We start from the raw sequence: 19,704 nt of genomic DNA, 5'->3' as shown, positions 1-19,704 counted from the left end.
GTTTTTTACATATTTAGCTGTTCTTGCGAGACGATTACCAGACGCTTCCAGGCCTGCTTTCGCCATCGGTAGAACATCATTAAAGCCCTGATCCACTCATCAATTGCAAAGGCAAGCCAGATACCTGCCAAGCCAAAATGCAGCACCACACCAAATAGAAATGCCATCGGTACACTAATCCCCCACATCGAAATGATCCCGATGAGAACTGGAAAACGTACATCTCCTGCCGCATTCAAGGAACTGATCAGCACCATATTGCAGGCTCTGGCCGGCTCCAGAAGAATGGATAGCAGGAATAATTCCCGGCCTAGTGAAATAATCCCGGCGTCTGAAGTAAACAATCCAAGCAACGGACTTGAGATAAAATAGAGCAAAATACTGACAGCCGTTGTCACGAGTAGCCCCGTCTTTAAGCTTCGCAGTCCTGAACGGTAGGCATCCTCCTTATGGTTTGAGCCGATTAAATGACCGACAATGATCTGGGTAGCCGTGCCGATAGACATTGAAAACACAAAAACGAAAGATGTTATATTCTGTGTATAGATCTTGGTCGTTAACGCTGCTACCCCTAGCACGGAAATAAAATAGGTAATCACACCCTGTGACAAATTATACGATATAGGTTCACCTGCCGATGGAAGCCCCAGCTTAAACAATAGTCGGATATCTTCCTTCCGAAAGCTCTTTAGTGGAAGCAGCCGGACACGATGAGGCAGGCTGCGACTGCATAATATAAGCAATACCAGCAATGCGAACAACCTTGAGACCCACGTAGAAGCAGCTACACCTCCTACACCTAAAACCGGCATACCAAAGGGATGTTTAAGTACAATATACACCCCGATAATATTGATAACATTGCTGGCCAGGGACACCAGCATCATTTCCTTCACGATACCGCGGCAGCGGAGCATGGTACCTAAAGTCATGTTAATGGCAACCATTAGCATCGAACTGCCAACGATCGACAGAAAGACCTTGCCTTGCTCCATGATCCCTCCTGATAATTTGAACACGTTAAGAAAAACACCAGGAAACAATAACAAAGTCATACTTATGAGAAGGCCAAGAATTACATTAAGTGTAAGAGAAAGCGCACTTATCCTCTCCACATCCTGAGGCCTGCCTGCACCCAGCGATTGATTCAACACTACAGCAGTACCTACAGTCAGAAATCCAAAGAACATCCCGGCAATGGTCAACACCTGATTGGCCAATCCCACAGCCGTAACCGCTGTATCGGAGTAGCCGCTCAGCATCATCGTATCCACGATGCCAAGCAGCATTCCAAACAGGTTCTCCAGAAATATCGGCCAAGTCAGAGAAAGCAGACTATAACTCTTCAGCCGATCTTTACGTTCATCCGGCAAAGTTCAATTCCTACCTTTCAAGCATTATTCTTTTATCGAACCAATCATCACGCCTTGGGCAAAATACTTTTGCAGCAGCGGATAAATCATCAGAATGGGTGTAATTACAATAATAATCGTAGCCATCTTCAAGGAAGTGCCAGTAACCTGGATCTTATCAATCATTTGCAATTGTGCAGGATTGCTTGCTTTCATTAAGGTATCTGCCAGCGCCTGCTGTTTCGTCAGCATCTCCTGCAGTACCGTAGAAAGCGGCTTTAAATTGGAATCACGGACATAAAAGGCGCCTGTAAACCAATCATTCCAGTGCTCTACAGCATTAAACAATGCAATGGTGGCAAAAACAGGTTTGCTGACCGGGACAATAATCCGAAAGAAAATGCCAAAGTCGCTGCAGCCGTCGATTCGTGCGGCTTCTTCCAGACCTTCCGGTGTCTGCTGAAAAAATGACCGCATAATCAACATGTTCCACACACTGTACAATGCCGGAATAATGTATACCCAGATACTATTCGTGAGCGAAAGATTCTTGAGCACAATATAATAAGGGATGATTCCGCCGCTAAACAGCATCGTGAAAAAAATCAGGAAGGTCAGCTGCTTGTGCCCCGGGAGAGTGCGGCTCTTAAGCGCGTAAGCGGCCATAGATGTCAATATCACGCTCAGAAAGGTACCTACGACCGTACGAAAGATAGAAATCATAAACCCATTCAGAATATTGGATTGGTTGAATACTTCACGGAAGTTCTCTAGTGTAAACTCTCTTGGCCAGAAATAAATGCCTCCCTTTGCCGCATCAGATCCCACGTTGAAGGCTAGCGCAAGTACATTCATAAGCGGCAATAGGATACTAAGACTCAACAATATCAATAATCCATAATTCATCACATCTACTGTCTTTTCCATACCTGCAGAAAACATCGAAGCTTTCTTCATGCCATGTATCCCCCGTTGTCATACAGAATTAAAAGAGCAGCTGAGTTTTAGGGTCCTTACTTTTTTCCTCCAGCAGTTTGATGTAATCATCAAGCCCTGCAATCTGAAGCTGCTTCGCCGCAGCATCCAGTATCGTCTTGGCCTCTGTCATGTCCTTAGCATAATAGGCTCGAACCACACTCTCCTTGTACTTGTCGAGCGCCATGCTCAATTGATTCCCTTTGCTGAACTCTCCCAGGAAGGCAAGTGCTGAATAGCCGTCTTTCACTTTCGCTTGACTCCTTTTTTCGTCATATCCCCAGTATTTAGCGAGTTCAAGTGGTACTTTATCTTGGTCTGGAGTCTCATTGGCGCCATAGGTTGCCTCACCAAAATCCTTGAGATCATTCACATCTATACCCCCAAGAAACCAGCCCCAACCGTTACCGACCCCTGAAAAGCCAAGCTTCTTTGCACTAACCGGGTCTTTTTGCAGCAGATCAAGCACTTGTTTCTTTGGTACCGGATTTCCTTGGGAATTCAAATCATAATCCCGGCCCTCAAGTCCATAATTCCAGAGCAGCTTACCTTCACGAGTAGCAAGGAAATCAGCCAGCTTCACAATATCTTCCGGATTTTTGGTGGATTTAGGAATGGACCATGCACCGTATCCGCTTTTATAGGTCAGATCCATCTGATAAGGACCATCTACCGAGTTCAACGGACCCAGTGGAACATACCGGCCATCCTTGTCTTCGTCAACGTAATTATGCATTTCCCCCACAATCGCGAAGGAATCATTAAGCACGCCTTCTTTTACACGGGTCTCTTCCATTGTGTAATACTCCGGATGCATCAACCCTTCTTTTAGCAGCTTCTGCACAAATTCTACGCGCTTTAGACCATAGTCTGTTTGACTCTCATGCAAGATTTTACCGCTAGCGTCGCGCTTGAAGCCTTCACCGTTAAAGCCTGTCCATACAAGGTCATTATATAGCCCTTGTCGGTCAGAGCCTCCCCAAAGGACAGGTCCGATCGGAAACACAGCCTTACCGTTCTTATCTTTGAACCCGCCTGCCTTAATTTTCTCAGCCAATTCATAAAGCTGCTCAGAGGTTGTAATTTTACGCGGGTCTACACCAAGGGCATCGGCAATATCTTTACGGATATACGGTCCCGAGATGTATTTCCTGACCCCATATCCGCCTTCTCTTGGAATATTGATGTGCACACTATAAGCAGCACCGTTATATTCAGGCCGGAACATCACACCATACTTCGTATCAATAGGAAGATAGTTATCTTCAAGATATTTGCTGTATACCTTTGTATTTTTCAGCATTGGAGCGACATCATAAAACATATCCTCCGAAGCAGCCTTGTTGATAAGCCCCATCTCCGGACGGCCGCTATCATTCAGATAATAACCGATAAAATCCGGCAGATCGCCTGAAGCCAGCCCGGCTGCCAGTGCTTTCGTAGAGTCGTCGAAGCCTACAGCCTGGAGCTGCAAGTCAATACCTGTCATCTCCTTGAGCTTCTTCATAATGTCGGGATTCATCTCTTCTGTTACATCGCTGCCCATGAAGATTAAGCCTTTGATTGTACGGTCCGCGATCCAGGTTGCAGGCTTTCCGGCTTTCTTGGCCGAATCAGTATCAGAATTAGAACTACTCTGAGCGTCATTCCCTCCGCATGCCGTTAACACCATTCCAAATACCAGTAGAAGCAGAAGCAAATTGGAGTAACTTTTCTTAATCATGGTTGATTTCTCCCTCTCCCTAGCTTTTCTATTGTGAAAGGCCAAACTGCAACGTCCGCCAGCTCACCATAATGAAGTTTCGAACCATTTACGGGATATCCGATTGACGACTAGTACTAAAATCAGACCGATAAAGCCTTGCATTAGACCCAGAGCTGTGCCGAATCCAAACTGCCCGCTCTCGAGTCCCATATGAATGAGGTACGTATCGAGAATTTCTGAAAGATTCATGTTGCCCGGTGTTCTCAGCAGATAAATCTGATCAAATCCTGCCGATAAGATATTACCTAGAGATAGAATGAAAATTATCATGATGGTAGGACGGATGCCAGGCAGCGTAATACGCCACATCTGTTGAAATCTTCCTGCGCCATCGATTTTTGCGGCTTCATACAAGGCCGGATTAATCCCCACAATAGCTGCAAAATAAATGATCGAGCTCCAGCCAATGTCCTTCCAGATATAACTCCAGAACATGACCGGATAGAACGCATTCTCCTTCATTAAAAAGAAGGTGCTCCCGTCACCGCCAAACCAAGAAATCACCTGATTAACCAGGCCGGTGTCGGGTGAAAGAATCCGCTGTACCAGGCCGATTACGATAACCCAGGACAGAAAATGAGGCAGATAAGCGATGCCCTGAAACACATGCAGCAGTCTTTTCCTCTTGATTTCATTGAGCATCACAGCGAGCAATATCGGGAATGGCAGGGCCAGAAAAACCTTCATTAGACTGATAATGATTGTATTCTTAATAATTTGCAGACTAAACGGATCTTCAAAGAACATCTCAAAATATGTGAACCCAACCCATGGACTTCCGAATATTCCCTTGTTGAACTGATAGTCTTTGAAGGCCAGAACCACTCCGCCCATAGGAATATAAGAGAAAATAATGAAAAATGCGATACAAGGCAATAGCATCAGATAAAGCTGATAATGGCCAATCAATCGATTCCAGATCCGGGGCCTGCTGCCGGCAGCTCTCTCTGTACTCTTTCTTTTCATAGGAGCAGCCGATAGTTTCATATTCATGGTTCATTCTCCTCCTTACAGGCGCTTCTTCATTCAGAATGATCAGCGCTGATCCAAGTAATGCCTTGACGCTCCAATTCTGCCTCCCAAAGCGAAGGATAAACTTTGTCACTTACGATTACGTCGATTTTCTCAAGCGAAGCTAAATGACAACTAGCCTGAATACCTACCTTGCTGTGATCCGCCAGTACAATGATTTCTTTGGCGCTATTCATTACCATTCTAGAAATCACAGAATCGTTTAAGTCATAATCGCTAATTCCAGTATCGATGGAAATCCCGCCTATGGAGATAAAAGCATGATCCACATAGAAATTTTTAAGCATTTCCTGACACAGATACCCGCTTACGGAGCGTTGAAAAGGTGAGAGTTCTCCGCCCAGCAAGATAGCTCGGCCATGTACGAGTCCCTTAGCGATCGATTCGCACAGCTGGTTAGCCACAGTTAATGAATTCGTAATGACGGTAATTTGCTTTTTACCTTTCAAGGCCTTAGCCATTTCATAAATGGTGGTTCCTGTATCCATAAAGATGGTATCTCCATCTTGGACCAGCTCTGCCGCCCTGCCCCCGATGATCTGTTTCGCCTCATAATTCATTATGCTGCGCTGTTGGTACGGCGGCTCCCCGCCTTCATACTGTGTCTTGACACCTCCACCATAGACCCGTTTCAGCTTCCCCTCTTCCTCCAGCTGGAACAGGTCCCGGCGTACAGTCTCTTGTGATACTTTAAGCTGCTCAGCCAGCACTGTTACCCTTACTTTGCCATGAGCATCGATTTGTTCGAGAATGAAGTCTCTTCGTTCCTCGGCCAACAATGACATCTGTTTCTATTCCCCTCTCCTGTACCCCTTACTACTGTGCTGCAAATGCAAATCTTGTCTTGAATGGAAGTGCCCACTCAAATTCGTCATACCGTCCGGTTAGAAACCGGTAATCCGGGTACTCTAAAGTCTCATAAACTCCCAGCGATGCTACCCACGGCGAGAAGCTTCTGAATCTGATCCTGTTATCCACCTCATCAAATTCAGCAAGCCGCAGCCAACCATTTCCCCCTCTATAACGATCCTGGTAATTGACGAGGATCTGAATGACCTCTTGTCCACTGGCATTCTTACGCACCTGATGCACATTACCGTTAAAGTGACCGTTCACGGTCATGAACACCTGATCGTAGGGATGTACGAGCTCCTTCCAGATTAAGACACCATTCTCTGATAGTTCAGGGAGATTCATGGCCCGATGCCGGGTCGTATACATAATATCGTGCGAGACAAGGATGGTTGGATAATTCCGATGACTTTCGAGAATGTCCCGGCACCAGTCCATGTCCTTCTCTAGATGTTCCATATCAACCATCAGCCATAAGTAGGTGTAGCTTCCCGCCGGCTTCAACCCATAAGAACTGTAACGAGAGGGTGAAGCACCACGGTAGTAGCTTTTATCCTGAAATCGTTCAGGACCAAAATAGTGTAGATACGTATGATGCTCATCGTAATCGTGATTGCCAGCTGTCATCATGTAAGGCACCTTGCCTTGATCAAGCATGGCAACGGCAGCCGAGGCACGCTCCCATTCGACTTCGACCTCACTCCGGTGTACCAGATCCCCGACAAAGGCGGTCATAGCCAGCTGCAAGTGCTCCTCATGCTTAACAATCCAGGCAGTTTGAGCCTCAAGCATCTCCGGGTTCAAATAGGTTTGCATTTGAGGATCGGGAATAAAGACAAAATGATAATTCTCTTCGCGCTGCAGCTCAGGCTCTCCCTCAAAGCTTCCTTCCAGCACTTGCTCTGCCTCCATCTTACAGAGCCAGTCGTCCGGGTGGAGCGCTTCTCCAGTAACACGAATCTCCCTAATCGTCCCCGTAAATAGGGTATCGATTCCTCCAGCCCATTCGGAAGCGCCCACATTCCAGCCTCTTCCCTTGGCCGCAGCGACTCCGTAAATGCCCTCCAAAGGGCTGTTATAATCACAGATTCCGTTCACAAATAACAGGGTACGGCGCGTATCGTTGGCAATCACCACATGATACCAGCCTCCCGCCTCCAACTGGCGCGTCCAGTTCGTTGTCGAGGTGTGTAAATTCTCCGGATGGCTGACCCACTGTATCTCCTTGCAGTTGGATACGGATAGAGAGGACAGGAGCTCACGCTCACCGCTTCGTCCAAGTTCTCCTCCCTGTCCCTGGCGGGTCAATACACCCATCCAGCTGTGGCGAACTTCATCGAAAGGATCGGGAAGACGAATAATCGCTTCGATCGTAAAGCCTTGTAACAGGCTTTCCTTATTCAGTGGAGCCTCTTGCTCGGTCCAGAAATAATAACCGGAGCCCTTCGGAAGGCGATCATTGTGAAAAGCCAACCCTTCTTCCCCTTCTTCTGTTTCCCAGGTTAAAAGGTCAGAGGCTGTAACGGTGTGCCCTGGCACCAGGTTTACAGAGGTAAGTAATAATCTATTTCCTTTACCGCTATAGTCCCGCAGAACAAGATTCCCCTTCAGCAGACTCCCATGCTCAACTCCATCAGGAGTAAACCGCCAGTGAGCAAGCGGCTCCACTGGACTTTCCCGCCGTTTCGTTCCCAAGGATCGTCCATGTCTCGTCACCGGCTCACCTCTGCTCGTTCTCCAAGCAACAGTTCTTGTACCTCAAGCCAGTTATTCACCCGGGTATATCCCGTTTCAAAAATATTGTGAGCAGCACTGTAGAGAATGCCTGTCCCCTGGAACCGGTTCAATTGTTTTACATTATCATCGATTAGATAGTCGGCATGAATAATGCTCTTATCTCCGCAAAATACAATATGATTGTCAGATATGAAGGAAAAATGCTCCTTAAGCCATTCATATTTCGCCCGGAACGACGCAGGAACTTCCATCGCCGCTGTGGCAATAAAAATCTCGTAATGTTTCTGTAATTCCCGAATAACCTCCTGACTGTCCGGTATGACACTCAACTGGCGAAAGAATTGCTCGGATTCATAGTAGCTCTCAATTTCTTCGCGACGCTCCGGACGAATGTTGACAAGGGTGGTTCCTTGCAGTTCTTCCAGTGTCACATTATCACCGTGCTCCAGATTAAACAGCTCGAGATGTGAGATTGCTGTATCTGCCATGACTTCATCAATGTCTATTGCGATTCGCTTCATAGGTAGCTCCTTTTGTCCATGACCGTTTCTGTGTGTTTTTCTATTAAATCTCACAAATTCACAACAAATAAAAGAACATGTCACAACTTTAAAGGAGAAATATCAGCACAGAATCAACACTTCATTAAAAAAATGTAAATCAAAAAAAACAACCGCTCTCTCTTTTTACACAAAGAAAGAACGGTTGTCTTCGGTTCGGTTAAAACAAAAAGCTCTCGAATCGTCACAAGGACAATTCAAGAGCTCATTGTTTACTAACGATGATGCGGTCGAGAGGACTCGAACCTCCACAGTATTACTACCACACGGACCTGAACCGTGCGCGTCTGCCAATTCCGCCACGACCGCATATTATTTAGTGGTGATCTCAATCACCGGTAAGTAAGACTATACGCCTTTTTTGGATAAAATGCAAGTCTTTTTTTACGCATCGCTTCTTGCAGAAGGCAAGAGTGTTAGAGTTGTTGTTCGCGATGAACAAAAGGCAAGCGTATGGAAAGAACGAGGCGCGGAAGTGGTTACTGCGGACTACCGTGATTCGGCAGCTCTGCAAGTCGCTTTTACCGGAGCAGAGGCTGATTTTGTGATGAATCCTCCTTACTTTTATCCGGAAGAGGGTTTTCCTGAAACAAAAGAAGTGGTTAAAGCTATTCGGTTGGCGCTGGAAGCAGCCGCTCCCCAGAAATTTGTTGCTTTATCTTCTGTGGGCGCACAACATCCTCAAGGTCTTAGTATTATTGGTTCATTGCATATTTTAGAGCAGAAATTAAGTCAGTTATCGATCCCTTCAGCAGACTTGGGAAGGCACCCGCTACCTTGAACTGCAAGGACCCGCGGCGTATTCGCCTAATGACATCGCTTCTACGCTCGCCAAGCTTTTAAACCGAAATATAGTGGGGGTCCCGATCTTGTCTGCGGCTTGGGCCGGGACGACTAAAGGCAAAAAAGGTGGAGCACAGGGATTGATCATCCTTGCGCTCCACCTCTATTTTACTGCTCAGCAGCCGATTGGAACTTCTCTTCCATTAATCCCAGCAGCGTGTACAGCAGCTCATTGGACTGGTCAACTAGATTGGGTTGTCCCAGCATTTCCGCTGGTGTCTGAACATATTTCCCCTGCTCCATTTCGTCCTCGCTATGCTCTATAATTGTACGGATACTGTCTTCGTTAGATTCCAAATGAAATTGCAAGCCAACGACATGACCATTATATTCGAAGGCTTGGTTACCACACCCTGCGCTAAACGCCAACGTCTTCGCTTCTGCCGGCAAACGGAAGGTATCCCCATGCCAATGAAATGGTGTAAACTGCTGCGGGAACGTTTGGAAAAATACCGAGTATTGGGCTGCATCGGTCAGTTCTACCGGGAACCATCCAATCTCCCTCCAAGGGTTCTTCTCCACAACTCCCCCAATTTGCTCAGCAATGAGTTGAGCTCCCAAACAGATACCTAGCACTAGCTTTCCAGTTTGGATAGCCTGGTTTATGTACTGTTTTTCTAGACCCAGCCAAGGAATATTCTCCTCGTCATACACTCCCATGGGGCCACCCAAAACAACAAGCATATCATATTCATCATGCTCAGGCAGGCTCTGATCTTCTTCGTACATTAACGTGGTCTTAAGCTGGTGCCCCTTATGCCTGGCCCAAACGGCAATGTGCTCCGGCGATTCGAACGGGACATGCTGCAAGCAATGAATTTGCAATTTCCCCACCCCACATTCACTTGTCTTCTGCAAGATTAGTACATCATCCACCTATAAATCAAACTAAGAGAGGTACATGAATTTACTGGGTTTGCCCCCATTCATATACTCCCTCTTCTATACGAAATGCTGTAAATCCCTCCTGCTGCATTTTTTCCACAGCCTGAGTTGAAAAAATGCAATAAGGTCCCCGGCAGTATGCCGCAATCCGGGTATCCTTGGAAAGACCTTGAAGATAAGTATCCAATTCCTCCATCGGTACGGAAATCGCCCCGGGAATATGACCCGCTTCAAACTCTTCTGCCGGACGTACATCGAGAAGAATGATACTCCCGTCTTCGACCTTATTTAATACCTCATGCAGTGAGAGTGTCTGTATTTCCTCAAAGCTGTTCATAAAATTCGTTTTGATACGCGTAACTTCTGCCAGCTGACTTTCGGATAAACGCCATAAGGAGTTTAAAAAGCCTAAAATCTCAGGATTTTCCAATGTATAAATGACATACGTCCCCTGTTTACTAAATTTCACCAGCCTGGCATCTAATAACACTTGAAGATGGCGCGAAACATTCGCTACGCTCATCTCTGTTCCTTTGGCCAGCTTCTCTACAGATTTGGGACCCTGAGATAATAAATGCAGCAGTTCCAAGCGTTTATCACTAGACAGGCATTTCCCAATACGAGCAAATTGTCCATATAACTCATCCTTAAACGCTCTTGCCGACGGCTCTGGAGTCATCTTGCTCCCCCTTTATCATATTCAATAAATTATTTGAATTATAATAATGAGCTGTCTATTCGTCAAGGGGATTCTAGGAACTAATTTTCCGGTCTCTTGCTGCACCCAGACCAAAAATCAGAAGTAGCACGGTTGCTGCAACCAGAATCAGAAGCGGCGTAGTCCAGCTATGTGTCACATCATGCAAGTAACCGAAGAGAATCGGACCGGCTGCTGCCAGCAAATAACCGACGGATTGAGCCATACCAGACAATTCTGCCGCCTGATGGGCATCCTTACTACGCAGTCCAAAAAACATCATCGCCAACCCAAAAGCGAAGCTAGCACCAATTCCCACCAAGATGACCCATAACGCAATTAAATGCACGCTTCCATAGAGCAGACCGAGAATGCCAGACATTATAAAAATAAACGCCATTATAATAAGCGGACGCTGATTAGACATTCGTCCTGCCATAACTGGTACAATAAAAGTAAAGGGAAGCATCGCCAATTGCAGAATCGATAACAACCAGCCGGATTGGCCCGAGCCAATGCCCTGCTGCAGCAGAATCTCTGGCAGCCAGGCGATCACCACATAGAACACCATAGATTGCAAACCCATATACAAGGTCACTTGCCAGGCCAATCCAGAACGCCACAAGCTGGTCTGTTCACCAGCCACCGTATTATTTTGATTCGTACTTGCCCCGTTTTCTTTTCCCTTCCGTTTCCATTGTGGCAACCACATGACAATCGAGATAAAGCTCAGAACGCCCCAAATCCCAAGTGCGCCCCTCCACCCAAGTCCTGCATTAACGGCAAGCGGGATACTGATTCCGGAAGCGATGGCACTCATCAAATTCATCGAAATGGAATATACACCTGTCATCATCCCTAGCCGCGATGGAAATTCATGTTTGATCAGACTGGGCAGCATTACATTGCACACAGCAATAGCCAGGCCAAGCACAATAGTTCCCGCATATAAAGTGATCACCCCAGGAACAGACCTTAATACAATACCAAATGTAAGGCAAATCACAGCGGCCATAATCAGCCGTTCCACGCCAAATTTACGACCTAACCGGGGAACCCATGTTGAAAATAAAGCAAACGCAAGCAAAGGTAATGTCGTAATCATCCCTGCCATTGTATTGGAAATCTGTGTACTGCTGCGTATAAGTCCTACGAGGGGACCTACCGAACTCAGTGGAGTCCGCAGATTCGCTGCGATAAAAATAATTCCTATAATCAAGGTCAACCCCGCTGCGCGCCGGGCAGTTAGACTTGATTCTCTATTCAGTCTTTCATGAAGCTCATTCGATAAAGCCATGCTGTAACCCTCCTAATGTATTGTTGGCTAGATTCTGTAATCTAAAGAACCACATACATTATAATATACTTATAATAAATTAAAGTAAACTATAATATATTTTAAATAAAATTCAGCATACCAAAAACCCTCTATCTTCAAATAGATAGAAGGTCATTGTGGTTCTTATTAGAAAGTCACAGCCCCTGAAGACTACAGCTTGTATTTTAAAATAATATGAAGAACTGCTTCATCATCCGAGTGATTAACATAGGAGTGCTTACCTTCTGCATTAAAGCTGATGGAATCATATTGATTTAGGTGATGCGCTTCTTCATTTACGTGAATGGTAATGCTCCCGGACATAACGGTGACAATTTCTGTTGAGTATTGGTGATGCGGTTCCGGAAAGTAGGAGCTATGCGGCTGCAGATAGGCCCGGCACATCTCAATTTCATTACTCGTGTTCTGAAAAATGGGCTCCATAATCCAGGTTTTCTGTTCACCTGTAATCCTTAAGCCTTTTCCAGCTCGGGATATTTGCGATTTATTCTCTGTTGAGAACAAAGACATGAGCGGAATCGAGAGGCTTTTGGATATTTTCCATAGCAGTCCAAGGGTTGGATTGGTATCACCCCGTTCTATATTTCCAAGGGTCAGCTTACTCACCCCGGATATTTCGGATAGCTCCTCCAGACTCAAGCGCTTCTCTTTACGAAGTTTTTTGAGGCTACCGCCAACCTGTAGAACTATTTGCTTGGGATCATCTGCTTCCATATGTATTGTTCAACCTCTCTTTCTAGTCATGCCTCTCTCTCTCGGGACCCGCTTAAGGATAGACTATGGGGATTAGCAATGCCGATTCTTATTCTATTCCAAATTAATGCCGCTGTTCAACTGTTTTAGCGCATAATCTGTGGTCATTGTAATCTTATTTGGAAGATCCTGCATAGGAAACCACTGAACTTTCTCTAACGCGTGGGGTTCTTGATTGTGTATATCCCCAGAGACGATATTAGCCAAAAATGTTGGAGCTACATAGTGAACATCTTCCGATGGAATTATGTGATTCGTCACGCACAGTAATCGTTCAATTTCGATTTCGATCCCTAACTCTTCATGGATTTCACGTATTACCGCGTTTTCTATTGTCTCCATATAATCGACTTTGCCACCGGGTAAACTCCAATGCCCGGCTTCAGGCGGTTTTTTACGTAAAACTAGTAAGAGGCGATTGTTCTCATCTCTTATAACGGCTCCTACACCGACTCTTGGCCATTTTTCTGCTTCCATGTTTCTCTCTCCTGTCCTTACATTAAACTTATTATAGCGTATTGAGATACTTAATCTATATCAGTACAGTATTACTATGTACATCTTAATGTATAAAAACAAGGTCTTCAAATTACTTAGTAGTAATTTAAAGACCTTGCCACTGACCATGAGAATGTTTGTACCGCTACATTCATTCTGAGATCTAAAATATTTTGCCCCTCGGTTTTACAAAACTCTTTCTACTTGTCCCATGTGATGATGATCATGACGAGTCATTTCAACAATAAAATCTTTTAGCACAAAAGGATTTCCATCTACATCATTGTATACAGTGGTGAAAGCTTCTTCTGGGATTGCCCGAAGATCTTCCAATACAGCTTCTCTTGAGGAGATTAAATCAACAAGAATTTCATCCTTTGTTTTGCTTAAAGCCCATTCCCCGGCTTTTCGATTGAATTCCTGGATCTCCTCACCATCGGATAATCCTAATGGACTATTATGCAAAATGGCGCGAGTAACCTCGTCATGAATATACTTGTCCCACAGTACAATATGGCCGACGACCTCCTTCACAGTCCACTTATCCGGACCCAGGGGCGTTAACCATGACTGTTCTTCATACTTATTAAGATTTTCTGCAAAATGGATCCATTCTCCATACCCTAAAATAATCTCGTTTTTCGTGCTCATCTTGAACCTCCTGAATATTTCGCTTACACCCTTTATTGGCTCTTGCCAGTGCACCATCATAACCCTTGAAGTGGACTTTAAGTCAATGTTATTTTCTGCAAACCAGAAATTAAGGTTAAGTTCTGGTTTATTATCTGCTGCTCAATATTTTGTTGACTATATAAGATGAACAAAAGAAAAAACAAAAGAAGAGAAGGAATGAAGGGGAAGATTGGAACTGTAGGAGCGGATGCGTTCGCCTTTGCCACCGGATTTCAACCGCTATAGGCGGTTATATATAAGAAATCCGGGGACAACAGCGACCGAAAGTCCAAACTTCACCGGAATGACGCCGAGTCTTACGTTTATATCTAAAGCTCATCTTCTATATATAAAAAAATATAATTTGACTTAAAGTCGACTTTAAGCCTTAACATTACATTGGAGAAATACAGTCACAATGTTCAGGAAATATTAACGGCATTCAATTTTGTTGAGAGGGGATGCGAAAGAATGGAACTAAACGATAAGATTGTCATTATTGGGGTAACAGGTTACATCGGCGCATGGGTTGCCAAGAAGTTAACAGATATGGGTTATACGCAGATTGTCGGAACGTACCGAAATGAAGCAAAAGCTCGGCAGCTTCAATCGATGTTGCCAAACGTGAACTTTTACAAAGCCAACCTGGGTGAAACAGAAAATTGGCATGAAGTATTAAATGGGGCCAAGTGGGTTTTTAATCAGGGGAGTGCCTATAATCCAAACGACAGAACGTTTAAAGATAGAGGCCGAACGAAGGAAAAAGGCATCCGCATGCTCTTACAAATGGCTGTTGATACAGGCACTGTCAAAAAGATCGTGCACACCAGCGCAGAGTCAACGATTGCTTACGCCAACGAAAATGCAGACAAAACGATATTTACAGAAGATGACTGGACAAATGAAGACAGAGAAGGCTTGTTCGACCTCCACATGGTCTCAAAAACGATGGAAGAAAAAGCAGCCTGGTCGTTTATCCACTCCCCTGAAAATACAACAAACATAAGCCTGACTACGATCCACCCCACGCATGTTATGGGACCAAGCTTTGTACCTTGGCACAATGATATGATTTATGCCATGCTTCACGGCGATAGAGCTATGGCCGATTCTCAGCTGTATGGGGTTGATGTGCGCGACGCAGCAGCAATGAATATTGCGTTGATGAAATCGGCCGCTGCGGATGGGAAGCGTCATTTCGCCTCTGCATTTAAATCAACATACTCTACCCTCTTGGATTTGATCAAAAAGAATTTTACAGATGAGCAGATTGAAGCCGTCTTAGGTCATGTTGCCCGGATCATTCCTGGAGCTGATGCGGCGGATGTATTGGGCCCGTGTCATGCAACGTCATACTATCAAGATATGGTGCCTCGTATGTTAAACCGGGTAGTGTACAAGACGAACCATCCTGAAGCGTATGCGTATGAGTATACAGAGCCGAATACTACGGTCATACAAGCTATGGAAAAGATGTTGCAAGATAAAAACAAAGGATAACATATAAACGCAAATAAAAAGTGTAGCCTCTCCATTACGGAAGGATACACTTTTTTTGTTCATCATCACCTGGAAAAGTACTCACAGTTCTCATTCGATATAGCCCTTCAAAATAGGTAATATTTTCACAGCAAAATCCTCTGGCAACACGGGCTTTCGCTTAAGATTCCAACGATACGTAGTCCCATATATGGACCAGGTCAGCATGTTCGCCGCTATTTCCAATGTTTCTTGATCCGTATCCGTACAATCTTTGACCATCAACTGTAAAATAAAATCTTCTAATTGATTCTTCACATTTTTCTCTACTAGAGAAGCAACGGTATCATAATTCTTCATACAACGTTTATTCGAAGCCTCGTGATACTCGCATAAAGAGATAACTAAATTTTTCATTGTCTCTTCTGAGAACTCAGCATTGGGATCGACTCTTCTATATACAAAATCCATAAAGGTACTTGATAAAAACCGATCAATGAGCGCGTATTTATCAGTGAAATGTGCATAAAAAGTAGCTCTATTGATCGTTGCCTGTTTCGAAATATCACTAACTGTTATGGAATGAAAGTCACGTTTGTGCAGTAAATGGTCAAATGCTTCTACGATGAGCTGGCGTGTTCTAATCACACGAGGATCAGAATGATTAATTTGTGTGCTTGGCATCTAACCCTTCTCCTCCCTAAATGTTACTTCTGCAATTATCAATTATAAACAACTGTCGTGTTAACAACAAGTGATCGTTTTATAATAGTGAAATGGAGGGAAACAACATGACCCACAATAATCAACCACTTACTCAAGTGCCTGCCGTTTATCATAAAAAGATCGGTGAGGTCGCCGTTACCGTCGTTTCCGATGGCAATTCCACGCTTCCATTGTGGCCTTACTACGAGTTAGTAGAGGATAAAGGAAAAGATTAGATGAAATCGAATCCGCTAATTTTAAAATGGCACAAGATGCGTTTGCACCTTACCAAGGGCAGATCCGCACTTTTACTAACGCTGACAAAGAACCTGTTTTCGGTATTCAGGCTATTGTTTGAAGCACCAGGCCATACGCCTGGTCATACCGCTTATCTCATAGAATCGAGTGGGGAGAAGCTGCTCATCTGGGGGGACATTCTGCATAATGCAGCTATCCAGTTGCTAAGACCCGAAGAAAAAATTATCATGGATGTTTTGCCTGAGCTGGGCGTTGAAACAAGAAAACGCATTTTGGAATTCGCCGCTACGGAAAAACTCCTTGTTTCCGGTATGCACCTTGATTTCCCTGGCTTCGGTCATATCCGTAAACAGGAAGATCACTTTGTGCATATTCCGGAAAAATGGCAACCCACTCTGTAATAGAGCTCGGTTAAGCCTTATTTTGCTAAACTGAGATAGCGTTGCTTGAACGAAAAAAGAGGGTACAGACGTAACATGCCTGTACCCTCTTTTTAACTGTCTCTCTTAATTTTTTTTACTTCTATCCAGAGAATATGGTGAATATCCCCTTCTCTTTCCCGAATACCCACCTGTACATCCTATTGATGCTATCATCCATTTGTTTCGATAATTTCATTAGCTATACGATACAATCCATGAAGTCCGGTTGTTCTGCCTTACTGTAGTTTTGTCACTCCGTACGGAAGTTCGGAAGCCGGCGGCCAGACGATCGCTCCGCTGCGGTTCATGTACCCTCTGATTTCCTCACGCGAATTCGGATCGAGCAAGCTGATCACCGCCAATTCGCCGTTAAAAGCGTCGGCCCAATAGAATTGCGACTTGATCACAAAGCGGCCGGATGTATTGATATAGCCGTACCTCTGCCCCTGGCTGGCCGGAGCCAGGCCGCCCTTGAACAAACCTCCGGCTGTAAAGCCCTGGATGACTTTGGTGCCCTTCTTGTTGATGTAGAAGGTGACTCCATTACGCTCGACAAAAGCCAGTCCTTCCGAGAACGGCTGCGCCATGCTGAACTGCGGTTTTAGCAGGTAATTGCCGTTTTTGTCGATGTACCCGTATTTTCCGTTCACGTAAACTACTGCCGCCCCGTTTGAAAACGGTGTGGCGTAATCATACCGGGGCGTAACGCGGAGCTTGCCGGTGGTGTCGATATAGCCGTATTTGCCGCCGAATGCAAGCACTACGCTCGCCAGACCTTCGGAGAAATCGGACGTCGAGCTATACCGGTACGGAATGACCAACTCGCCCTTCGTGTTGATGTACCCCGATGCTTTGCCCACATTGACCCGAGCCAGACCTTCGGAGAAATTAAACGCCCGGGCGTAGATGGGCTGTATGCTCACCTTGCCATGGCTGTCTATATATCCGTACCGTGTCGCCTTAGTTCCGTCAGCGTTCTGAACCTGCGTCGCATACAGCGCACGGTCATTATAAAGAATGCCGGCATCTCTCAGCTTGTATTCGAACAGCTCGCTGCCTGCTGAACTGAAATAATATTGCTTTTTAGCCGCATGGTCCTCGACATACACCGTCCCTCCGGATACTCCTGAATACCCGTATCCGTCGTATACCGCCTCAATGACCTCCTTGCCTTTGCCGTTGATGAAACCGTATTTTCCATTAACTTCAATCGGATACAGTTGATCGCCTGTCTGCGCCTGCATAGCGGTCTCACTGGCAGCCTGCGATTGCTCCGCCACGTTTGTACTGAATACCATCGTCGTAAATAGAAGGGTAAGAGCCATCTTTTTAAGCACCTGTTGTCCACGCTCCTCAGAGACTATTTTCCATTCTTTAGTATAGACGACGCTTGTTCCGATTTTGTTGTGCGTGATTGGGAATAAATCACAAAACATTGTCCCGTTAGTTCAATAAAATGAGCAGCTAGTTATACATCAAAAGGAATTAATTCTGTTAGGTCACAGCCACTCACCCTAATTAGAGCGTCTCAACCAATTTCTGAATCTTTGAGGTGGAAACTAAATATACAGGACCCATTATTTCTATTTTGCCGTCCTTTACACGTATAGCGCTCTCCTGTTCTGCCGCATAAACATCAATCTCTTCAGACAAGGGGAACAGGTAGCCTTGAACAAACGTGGCGTAGTCGCGTTTAGAATGAGATTCATAGGCAAAATGATCAAAGCCAATACCATCATAAAGAGTACTTTTTTCAACTTCATAAATGTTGTTCAAGCTTAACCATTTTGCAGCCATATTTATCGCACCGGCGCTGGCACCCATTATAACGGCATTGCTGTTCTTAATAACATCCGATAATTCATAATCCGCCAAAAAATCGTTCTGCAAAACAGGATCTCCACCGCATAAAAAAATGACAGAAGCATTTTGAATTAATCGCTGGGCATCTTCCTTCTGCATGCGGTAATCAATGAAATGATATTCATTAAAAATAATGTTAGCCTGATTCAACCATGTCCATTCAGAAACATCATCAAAGTTAATTTGCTCAGCTGTATAACCAGACGGATCAGCGCTAATCATAACAAGCGATTTTCTGTCTTTTATATCCTCATGCAAACATTGGACCAGCTTCTCTGGAAAAAAATCATTAAACCAACTGAGATAGTAGTGAGTTTTCAAACTTAATTACCTCCATATGTATTATTTACATTCATCCATTCTTAACAGATAAGCTAGTTCAAGCCATCTTGAAAAGTAAAAAGCCAGTGATACTACCAGTTAGTTCAATATTATTTCTTTTGTTTTCTTTCAATATATATCCAAATATAATATATCAACCAAAATGCACTAGGAACTAATAAAATATAGGGTCTCTGGTTTGCTGGAAGAAAGTAAAATAAAAATAGCCCAATTATTATCGTTGGTAGCACTAGAATAAAATACTTCTTCTTATGCACGTTCATAACCTCCCTTTTTCGTGTCTCTTCACTTCAATAAGAATGTGCTTTACAAGTAATCGGGGATCTCAAGTGATATGGAGTCAATATCATTTTCTTCAGACAGATTTAGTTCATATACGATGAGGGAGATTATCTCCCCAAACATCATAGCCCATCTCATAAATCTCTATCATTTCCTCTTTTGTTGCTTCCCTAATATTTTTCAAAGTACCTCTCCTTTTGTTTTATGCGGTTATACATTCTTTTCGACATTAAGCTAATCAAGGCCTCTATTCCTTGCGCTTCCAGATAGTGAATAAGCCCCTTGTCTAACCCCTCCCCCATCCATGCTATAATAATCTTCATAATTTCATTCGTTTTTTCTCCACCTGTCCTTTATATCAGCCCTGTAAGATGACTTACATCGGCATATGAA

General features: G+C 44.6%; 20 protein-coding genes and 1 tRNA gene. 4 read left to right on the top strand and 17 right to left on the bottom strand.

What is annotated here, in order from left to right; genetic code table 11:
- Window positions 1-5 precede the first annotated feature (5 nt).
- The 8 genes from HPT30_RS27250 to HPT30_RS27215 form a co-directional block, all read right to left on the bottom strand.
- Window positions 6-1,373 carry an MATE family efflux transporter gene (locus tag HPT30_RS27250; protein WP_246317479.1) on the bottom strand — a complete coding sequence of 456 codons (1,368 nt, stop codon included), beginning with the start codon at window positions 1,371-1,373 and terminating at the stop codon, window positions 6-8.
- Between the two features lie 24 nt (window positions 1,374-1,397).
- The gene (locus tag HPT30_RS27245) at window positions 1,398-2,309 is read right to left on the bottom strand and encodes a carbohydrate ABC transporter permease (protein ID WP_175374416.1); all 912 of its coding nucleotides are present in this window, start codon (window positions 2,307-2,309) and stop codon (window positions 1,398-1,400) included.
- 28 nt (window positions 2,310-2,337) lie between these two features.
- Window positions 2,338-4,050 carry an extracellular solute-binding protein gene (locus HPT30_RS27240; protein ID WP_175374415.1) on the bottom strand — a complete coding sequence of 571 codons (1,713 nt, stop codon included), beginning with the start codon at window positions 4,048-4,050 and terminating at the stop codon, window positions 2,338-2,340.
- A gap of 63 nt (window positions 4,051-4,113) precedes the next feature.
- The gene (locus HPT30_RS27235; RefSeq protein ID WP_376767068.1) at window positions 4,114-5,085 is read right to left on the bottom strand and encodes an ABC transporter permease; all 972 of its coding nucleotides are present in this window, start codon (window positions 5,083-5,085) and stop codon (window positions 4,114-4,116) included.
- A 29-nt stretch (window positions 5,086-5,114) separates the two neighbouring features.
- Window positions 5,115-5,909: a DeoR/GlpR family DNA-binding transcription regulator gene (locus tag HPT30_RS27230; RefSeq protein ID WP_175374414.1), complete on the bottom strand. Its 795-nt coding sequence runs from the start codon at window positions 5,907-5,909 to the stop codon at window positions 5,115-5,117.
- 31 nt (window positions 5,910-5,940) lie between these two features.
- A complete protein-coding gene (locus tag HPT30_RS27225; RefSeq protein ID WP_312876382.1) occupies window positions 5,941-7,692 on the bottom strand; it encodes a LamG-like jellyroll fold domain-containing protein in 1,752 nt (583 codons plus the stop codon).
- On the bottom strand, window positions 7,689-8,234 hold the full coding sequence (locus HPT30_RS27220; RefSeq protein WP_175374413.1) for a 5' nucleotidase, NT5C type: 546 nt from the start codon (window positions 8,232-8,234) through the stop codon (window positions 7,689-7,691). Before HPT30_RS27220 ends, HPT30_RS27225 begins: the two co-directional genes overlap by 4 nt.
- A 264-nt stretch (window positions 8,235-8,498) precedes the next feature.
- Window positions 8,499-8,582 (bottom strand) — tRNA-Leu (locus HPT30_RS27215).
- A 61-nt stretch (window positions 8,583-8,643) separates the two neighbouring features.
- Here HPT30_RS27215 and HPT30_RS27210 point away from each other — a divergent pair.
- On the top strand, window positions 8,644-9,054 hold the full coding sequence (locus HPT30_RS27210) for an NAD(P)H-binding protein (RefSeq protein ID WP_246317534.1): 411 nt from the start codon (window positions 8,644-8,646) through the stop codon (window positions 9,052-9,054).
- A 170-nt stretch (window positions 9,055-9,224) separates the two neighbouring features.
- Here HPT30_RS27210 and HPT30_RS27205 read toward each other — a convergent pair whose 3' ends face one another.
- The 6 genes from HPT30_RS27205 to HPT30_RS27180 all read right to left on the bottom strand — a co-directional run bounded on the left by HPT30_RS27205 (window position 9,225) and on the right by HPT30_RS27180 (window position 13,939).
- Complete coding sequence (locus tag HPT30_RS27205; RefSeq protein WP_312876381.1) at window positions 9,225-9,950, bottom strand: type 1 glutamine amidotransferase; 726 nt, start codon at window positions 9,948-9,950, stop codon at window positions 9,225-9,227.
- A 73-nt stretch (window positions 9,951-10,023) separates the two neighbouring features.
- Window positions 10,024-10,680 (bottom strand): ArsR/SmtB family transcription factor, encoded by a 657-nt coding sequence (locus HPT30_RS27200; protein ID WP_175374411.1) that lies wholly within the window; start codon window positions 10,678-10,680, stop codon window positions 10,024-10,026.
- Between the two features lie 73 nt (window positions 10,681-10,753).
- Window positions 10,754-11,995: a CynX/NimT family MFS transporter gene (locus HPT30_RS27195; RefSeq protein ID WP_175374410.1), complete on the bottom strand. Its 1,242-nt coding sequence runs from the start codon at window positions 11,993-11,995 to the stop codon at window positions 10,754-10,756.
- Window positions 11,996-12,187: 192 nt separating this feature from the next.
- On the bottom strand, window positions 12,188-12,757 hold the full coding sequence (locus HPT30_RS27190; protein WP_175374803.1) for a helix-turn-helix domain-containing protein: 570 nt from the start codon (window positions 12,755-12,757) through the stop codon (window positions 12,188-12,190).
- A gap of 87 nt (window positions 12,758-12,844) precedes the next feature.
- A complete protein-coding gene (locus HPT30_RS27185) occupies window positions 12,845-13,267 on the bottom strand; it encodes an NUDIX domain-containing protein (protein ID WP_175374409.1) in 423 nt (140 codons plus the stop codon).
- A gap of 207 nt (window positions 13,268-13,474) precedes the next feature.
- Window positions 13,475-13,939, bottom strand: coding sequence for a DinB family protein (locus tag HPT30_RS27180; protein ID WP_175374408.1), 465 nt, complete (start codon window positions 13,937-13,939; stop codon window positions 13,475-13,477).
- Between the two features lie 492 nt (window positions 13,940-14,431).
- Between HPT30_RS27180 and HPT30_RS27175 the strand changes: the two genes are divergently transcribed.
- A complete protein-coding gene (locus tag HPT30_RS27175; protein WP_175374407.1) occupies window positions 14,432-15,460 on the top strand; it encodes an NAD-dependent epimerase/dehydratase family protein in 1,029 nt (342 codons plus the stop codon).
- Between the two features lie 90 nt (window positions 15,461-15,550).
- Here HPT30_RS27175 and HPT30_RS27170 read toward each other — a convergent pair whose 3' ends face one another.
- A complete protein-coding gene (locus HPT30_RS27170; protein ID WP_175374406.1) occupies window positions 15,551-16,123 on the bottom strand; it encodes a TetR/AcrR family transcriptional regulator in 573 nt (190 codons plus the stop codon).
- A 107-nt stretch (window positions 16,124-16,230) separates the two neighbouring features.
- On the opposite strand from HPT30_RS27170, the gene HPT30_RS27165 reads away from it, so the two are divergent.
- Complete coding sequence (locus tag HPT30_RS27165) at window positions 16,231-16,380, top strand: hypothetical protein (RefSeq protein WP_175374405.1); 150 nt, start codon at window positions 16,231-16,233, stop codon at window positions 16,378-16,380.
- The gene (locus tag HPT30_RS27160; protein ID WP_175374404.1) at window positions 16,381-16,803 is read left to right on the top strand and encodes an MBL fold metallo-hydrolase; all 423 of its coding nucleotides are present in this window, start codon (window positions 16,381-16,383) and stop codon (window positions 16,801-16,803) included.
- A gap of 257 nt (window positions 16,804-17,060) precedes the next feature.
- Here HPT30_RS27160 and HPT30_RS27155 read toward each other — a convergent pair whose 3' ends face one another.
- On the bottom strand, window positions 17,061-18,161 hold the full coding sequence (locus HPT30_RS27155) for a WG repeat-containing protein (RefSeq protein WP_175374403.1): 1,101 nt from the start codon (window positions 18,159-18,161) through the stop codon (window positions 17,061-17,063).
- 181 nt (window positions 18,162-18,342) lie between these two features.
- Entirely contained in the window at window positions 18,343-19,008 is a 666-nt protein-coding gene (locus HPT30_RS27150; protein ID WP_175374402.1) for a Type 1 glutamine amidotransferase-like domain-containing protein, read from the bottom strand.
- Window positions 19,009-19,704: the final 696 nt, after the last annotated feature.

It is taken from the genome of Paenibacillus agri (assembly GCF_013359945.1).
Classification (GTDB): Bacteria; Bacillota; Bacilli; order Paenibacillales; family Paenibacillaceae; genus Paenibacillus_AQ; species Paenibacillus_AQ agri.
This window is presented reverse-complemented; position numbering and strand designations above follow the sequence as displayed.

Excerpts from the sequence above, each read along its gene's own strand:
- HPT30_RS27170 (WP_175374406.1), bottom strand. The coding sequence starts at position 16,123 with ATGCCAAGCACACAAATTAATCATTCTGATCCTCGTGTGATTAGAACA.
- HPT30_RS27180 (WP_175374408.1), bottom strand. The coding sequence starts at position 13,939 with ATGAGCACGAAAAACGAGATTATTTTAGGGTATGGAGAATGGATCCAT.
- HPT30_RS27185 (WP_175374409.1), bottom strand. The coding sequence starts at position 13,267 with ATGGAAGCAGAAAAATGGCCAAGAGTCGGTGTAGGAGCCGTTATAAGA.
- HPT30_RS27210 (WP_246317534.1), top strand. The coding sequence starts at position 8,644 with ATGCAAGTCTTTTTTTACGCATCGCTTCTTGCAGAAGGCAAGAGTGTT.
- HPT30_RS27230 (WP_175374414.1), bottom strand. The coding sequence starts at position 5,909 with ATGTCATTGTTGGCCGAGGAACGAAGAGACTTCATTCTCGAACAAATC.
- HPT30_RS27220 (WP_175374413.1), bottom strand. The coding sequence starts at position 8,234 with ATGAAGCGAATCGCAATAGACATTGATGAAGTCATGGCAGATACAGCA.
- HPT30_RS27160 (WP_175374404.1), top strand. The coding sequence starts at position 16,381 with ATGAAATCGAATCCGCTAATTTTAAAATGGCACAAGATGCGTTTGCAC.
- HPT30_RS27240 (WP_175374415.1), bottom strand. The coding sequence starts at position 4,050 with ATGATTAAGAAAAGTTACTCCAATTTGCTTCTGCTTCTACTGGTATTT.
- HPT30_RS27175 (WP_175374407.1), top strand. The coding sequence starts at position 14,432 with ATGGAACTAAACGATAAGATTGTCATTATTGGGGTAACAGGTTACATC.
- HPT30_RS27165 (WP_175374405.1), top strand. The coding sequence starts at position 16,231 with ATGACCCACAATAATCAACCACTTACTCAAGTGCCTGCCGTTTATCAT.
- HPT30_RS27195 (WP_175374410.1), bottom strand. The coding sequence starts at position 11,995 with ATGGCTTTATCGAATGAGCTTCATGAAAGACTGAATAGAGAATCAAGT.
- HPT30_RS27235 (WP_376767068.1), bottom strand. The coding sequence starts at position 5,085 with ATGAATATGAAACTATCGGCTGCTCCTATGAAAAGAAAGAGTACAGAG.
- HPT30_RS27245 (WP_175374416.1), bottom strand. The coding sequence starts at position 2,309 with ATGAAGAAAGCTTCGATGTTTTCTGCAGGTATGGAAAAGACAGTAGAT.
- HPT30_RS27200 (WP_175374411.1), bottom strand. The coding sequence starts at position 10,680 with ATGACTCCAGAGCCGTCGGCAAGAGCGTTTAAGGATGAGTTATATGGA.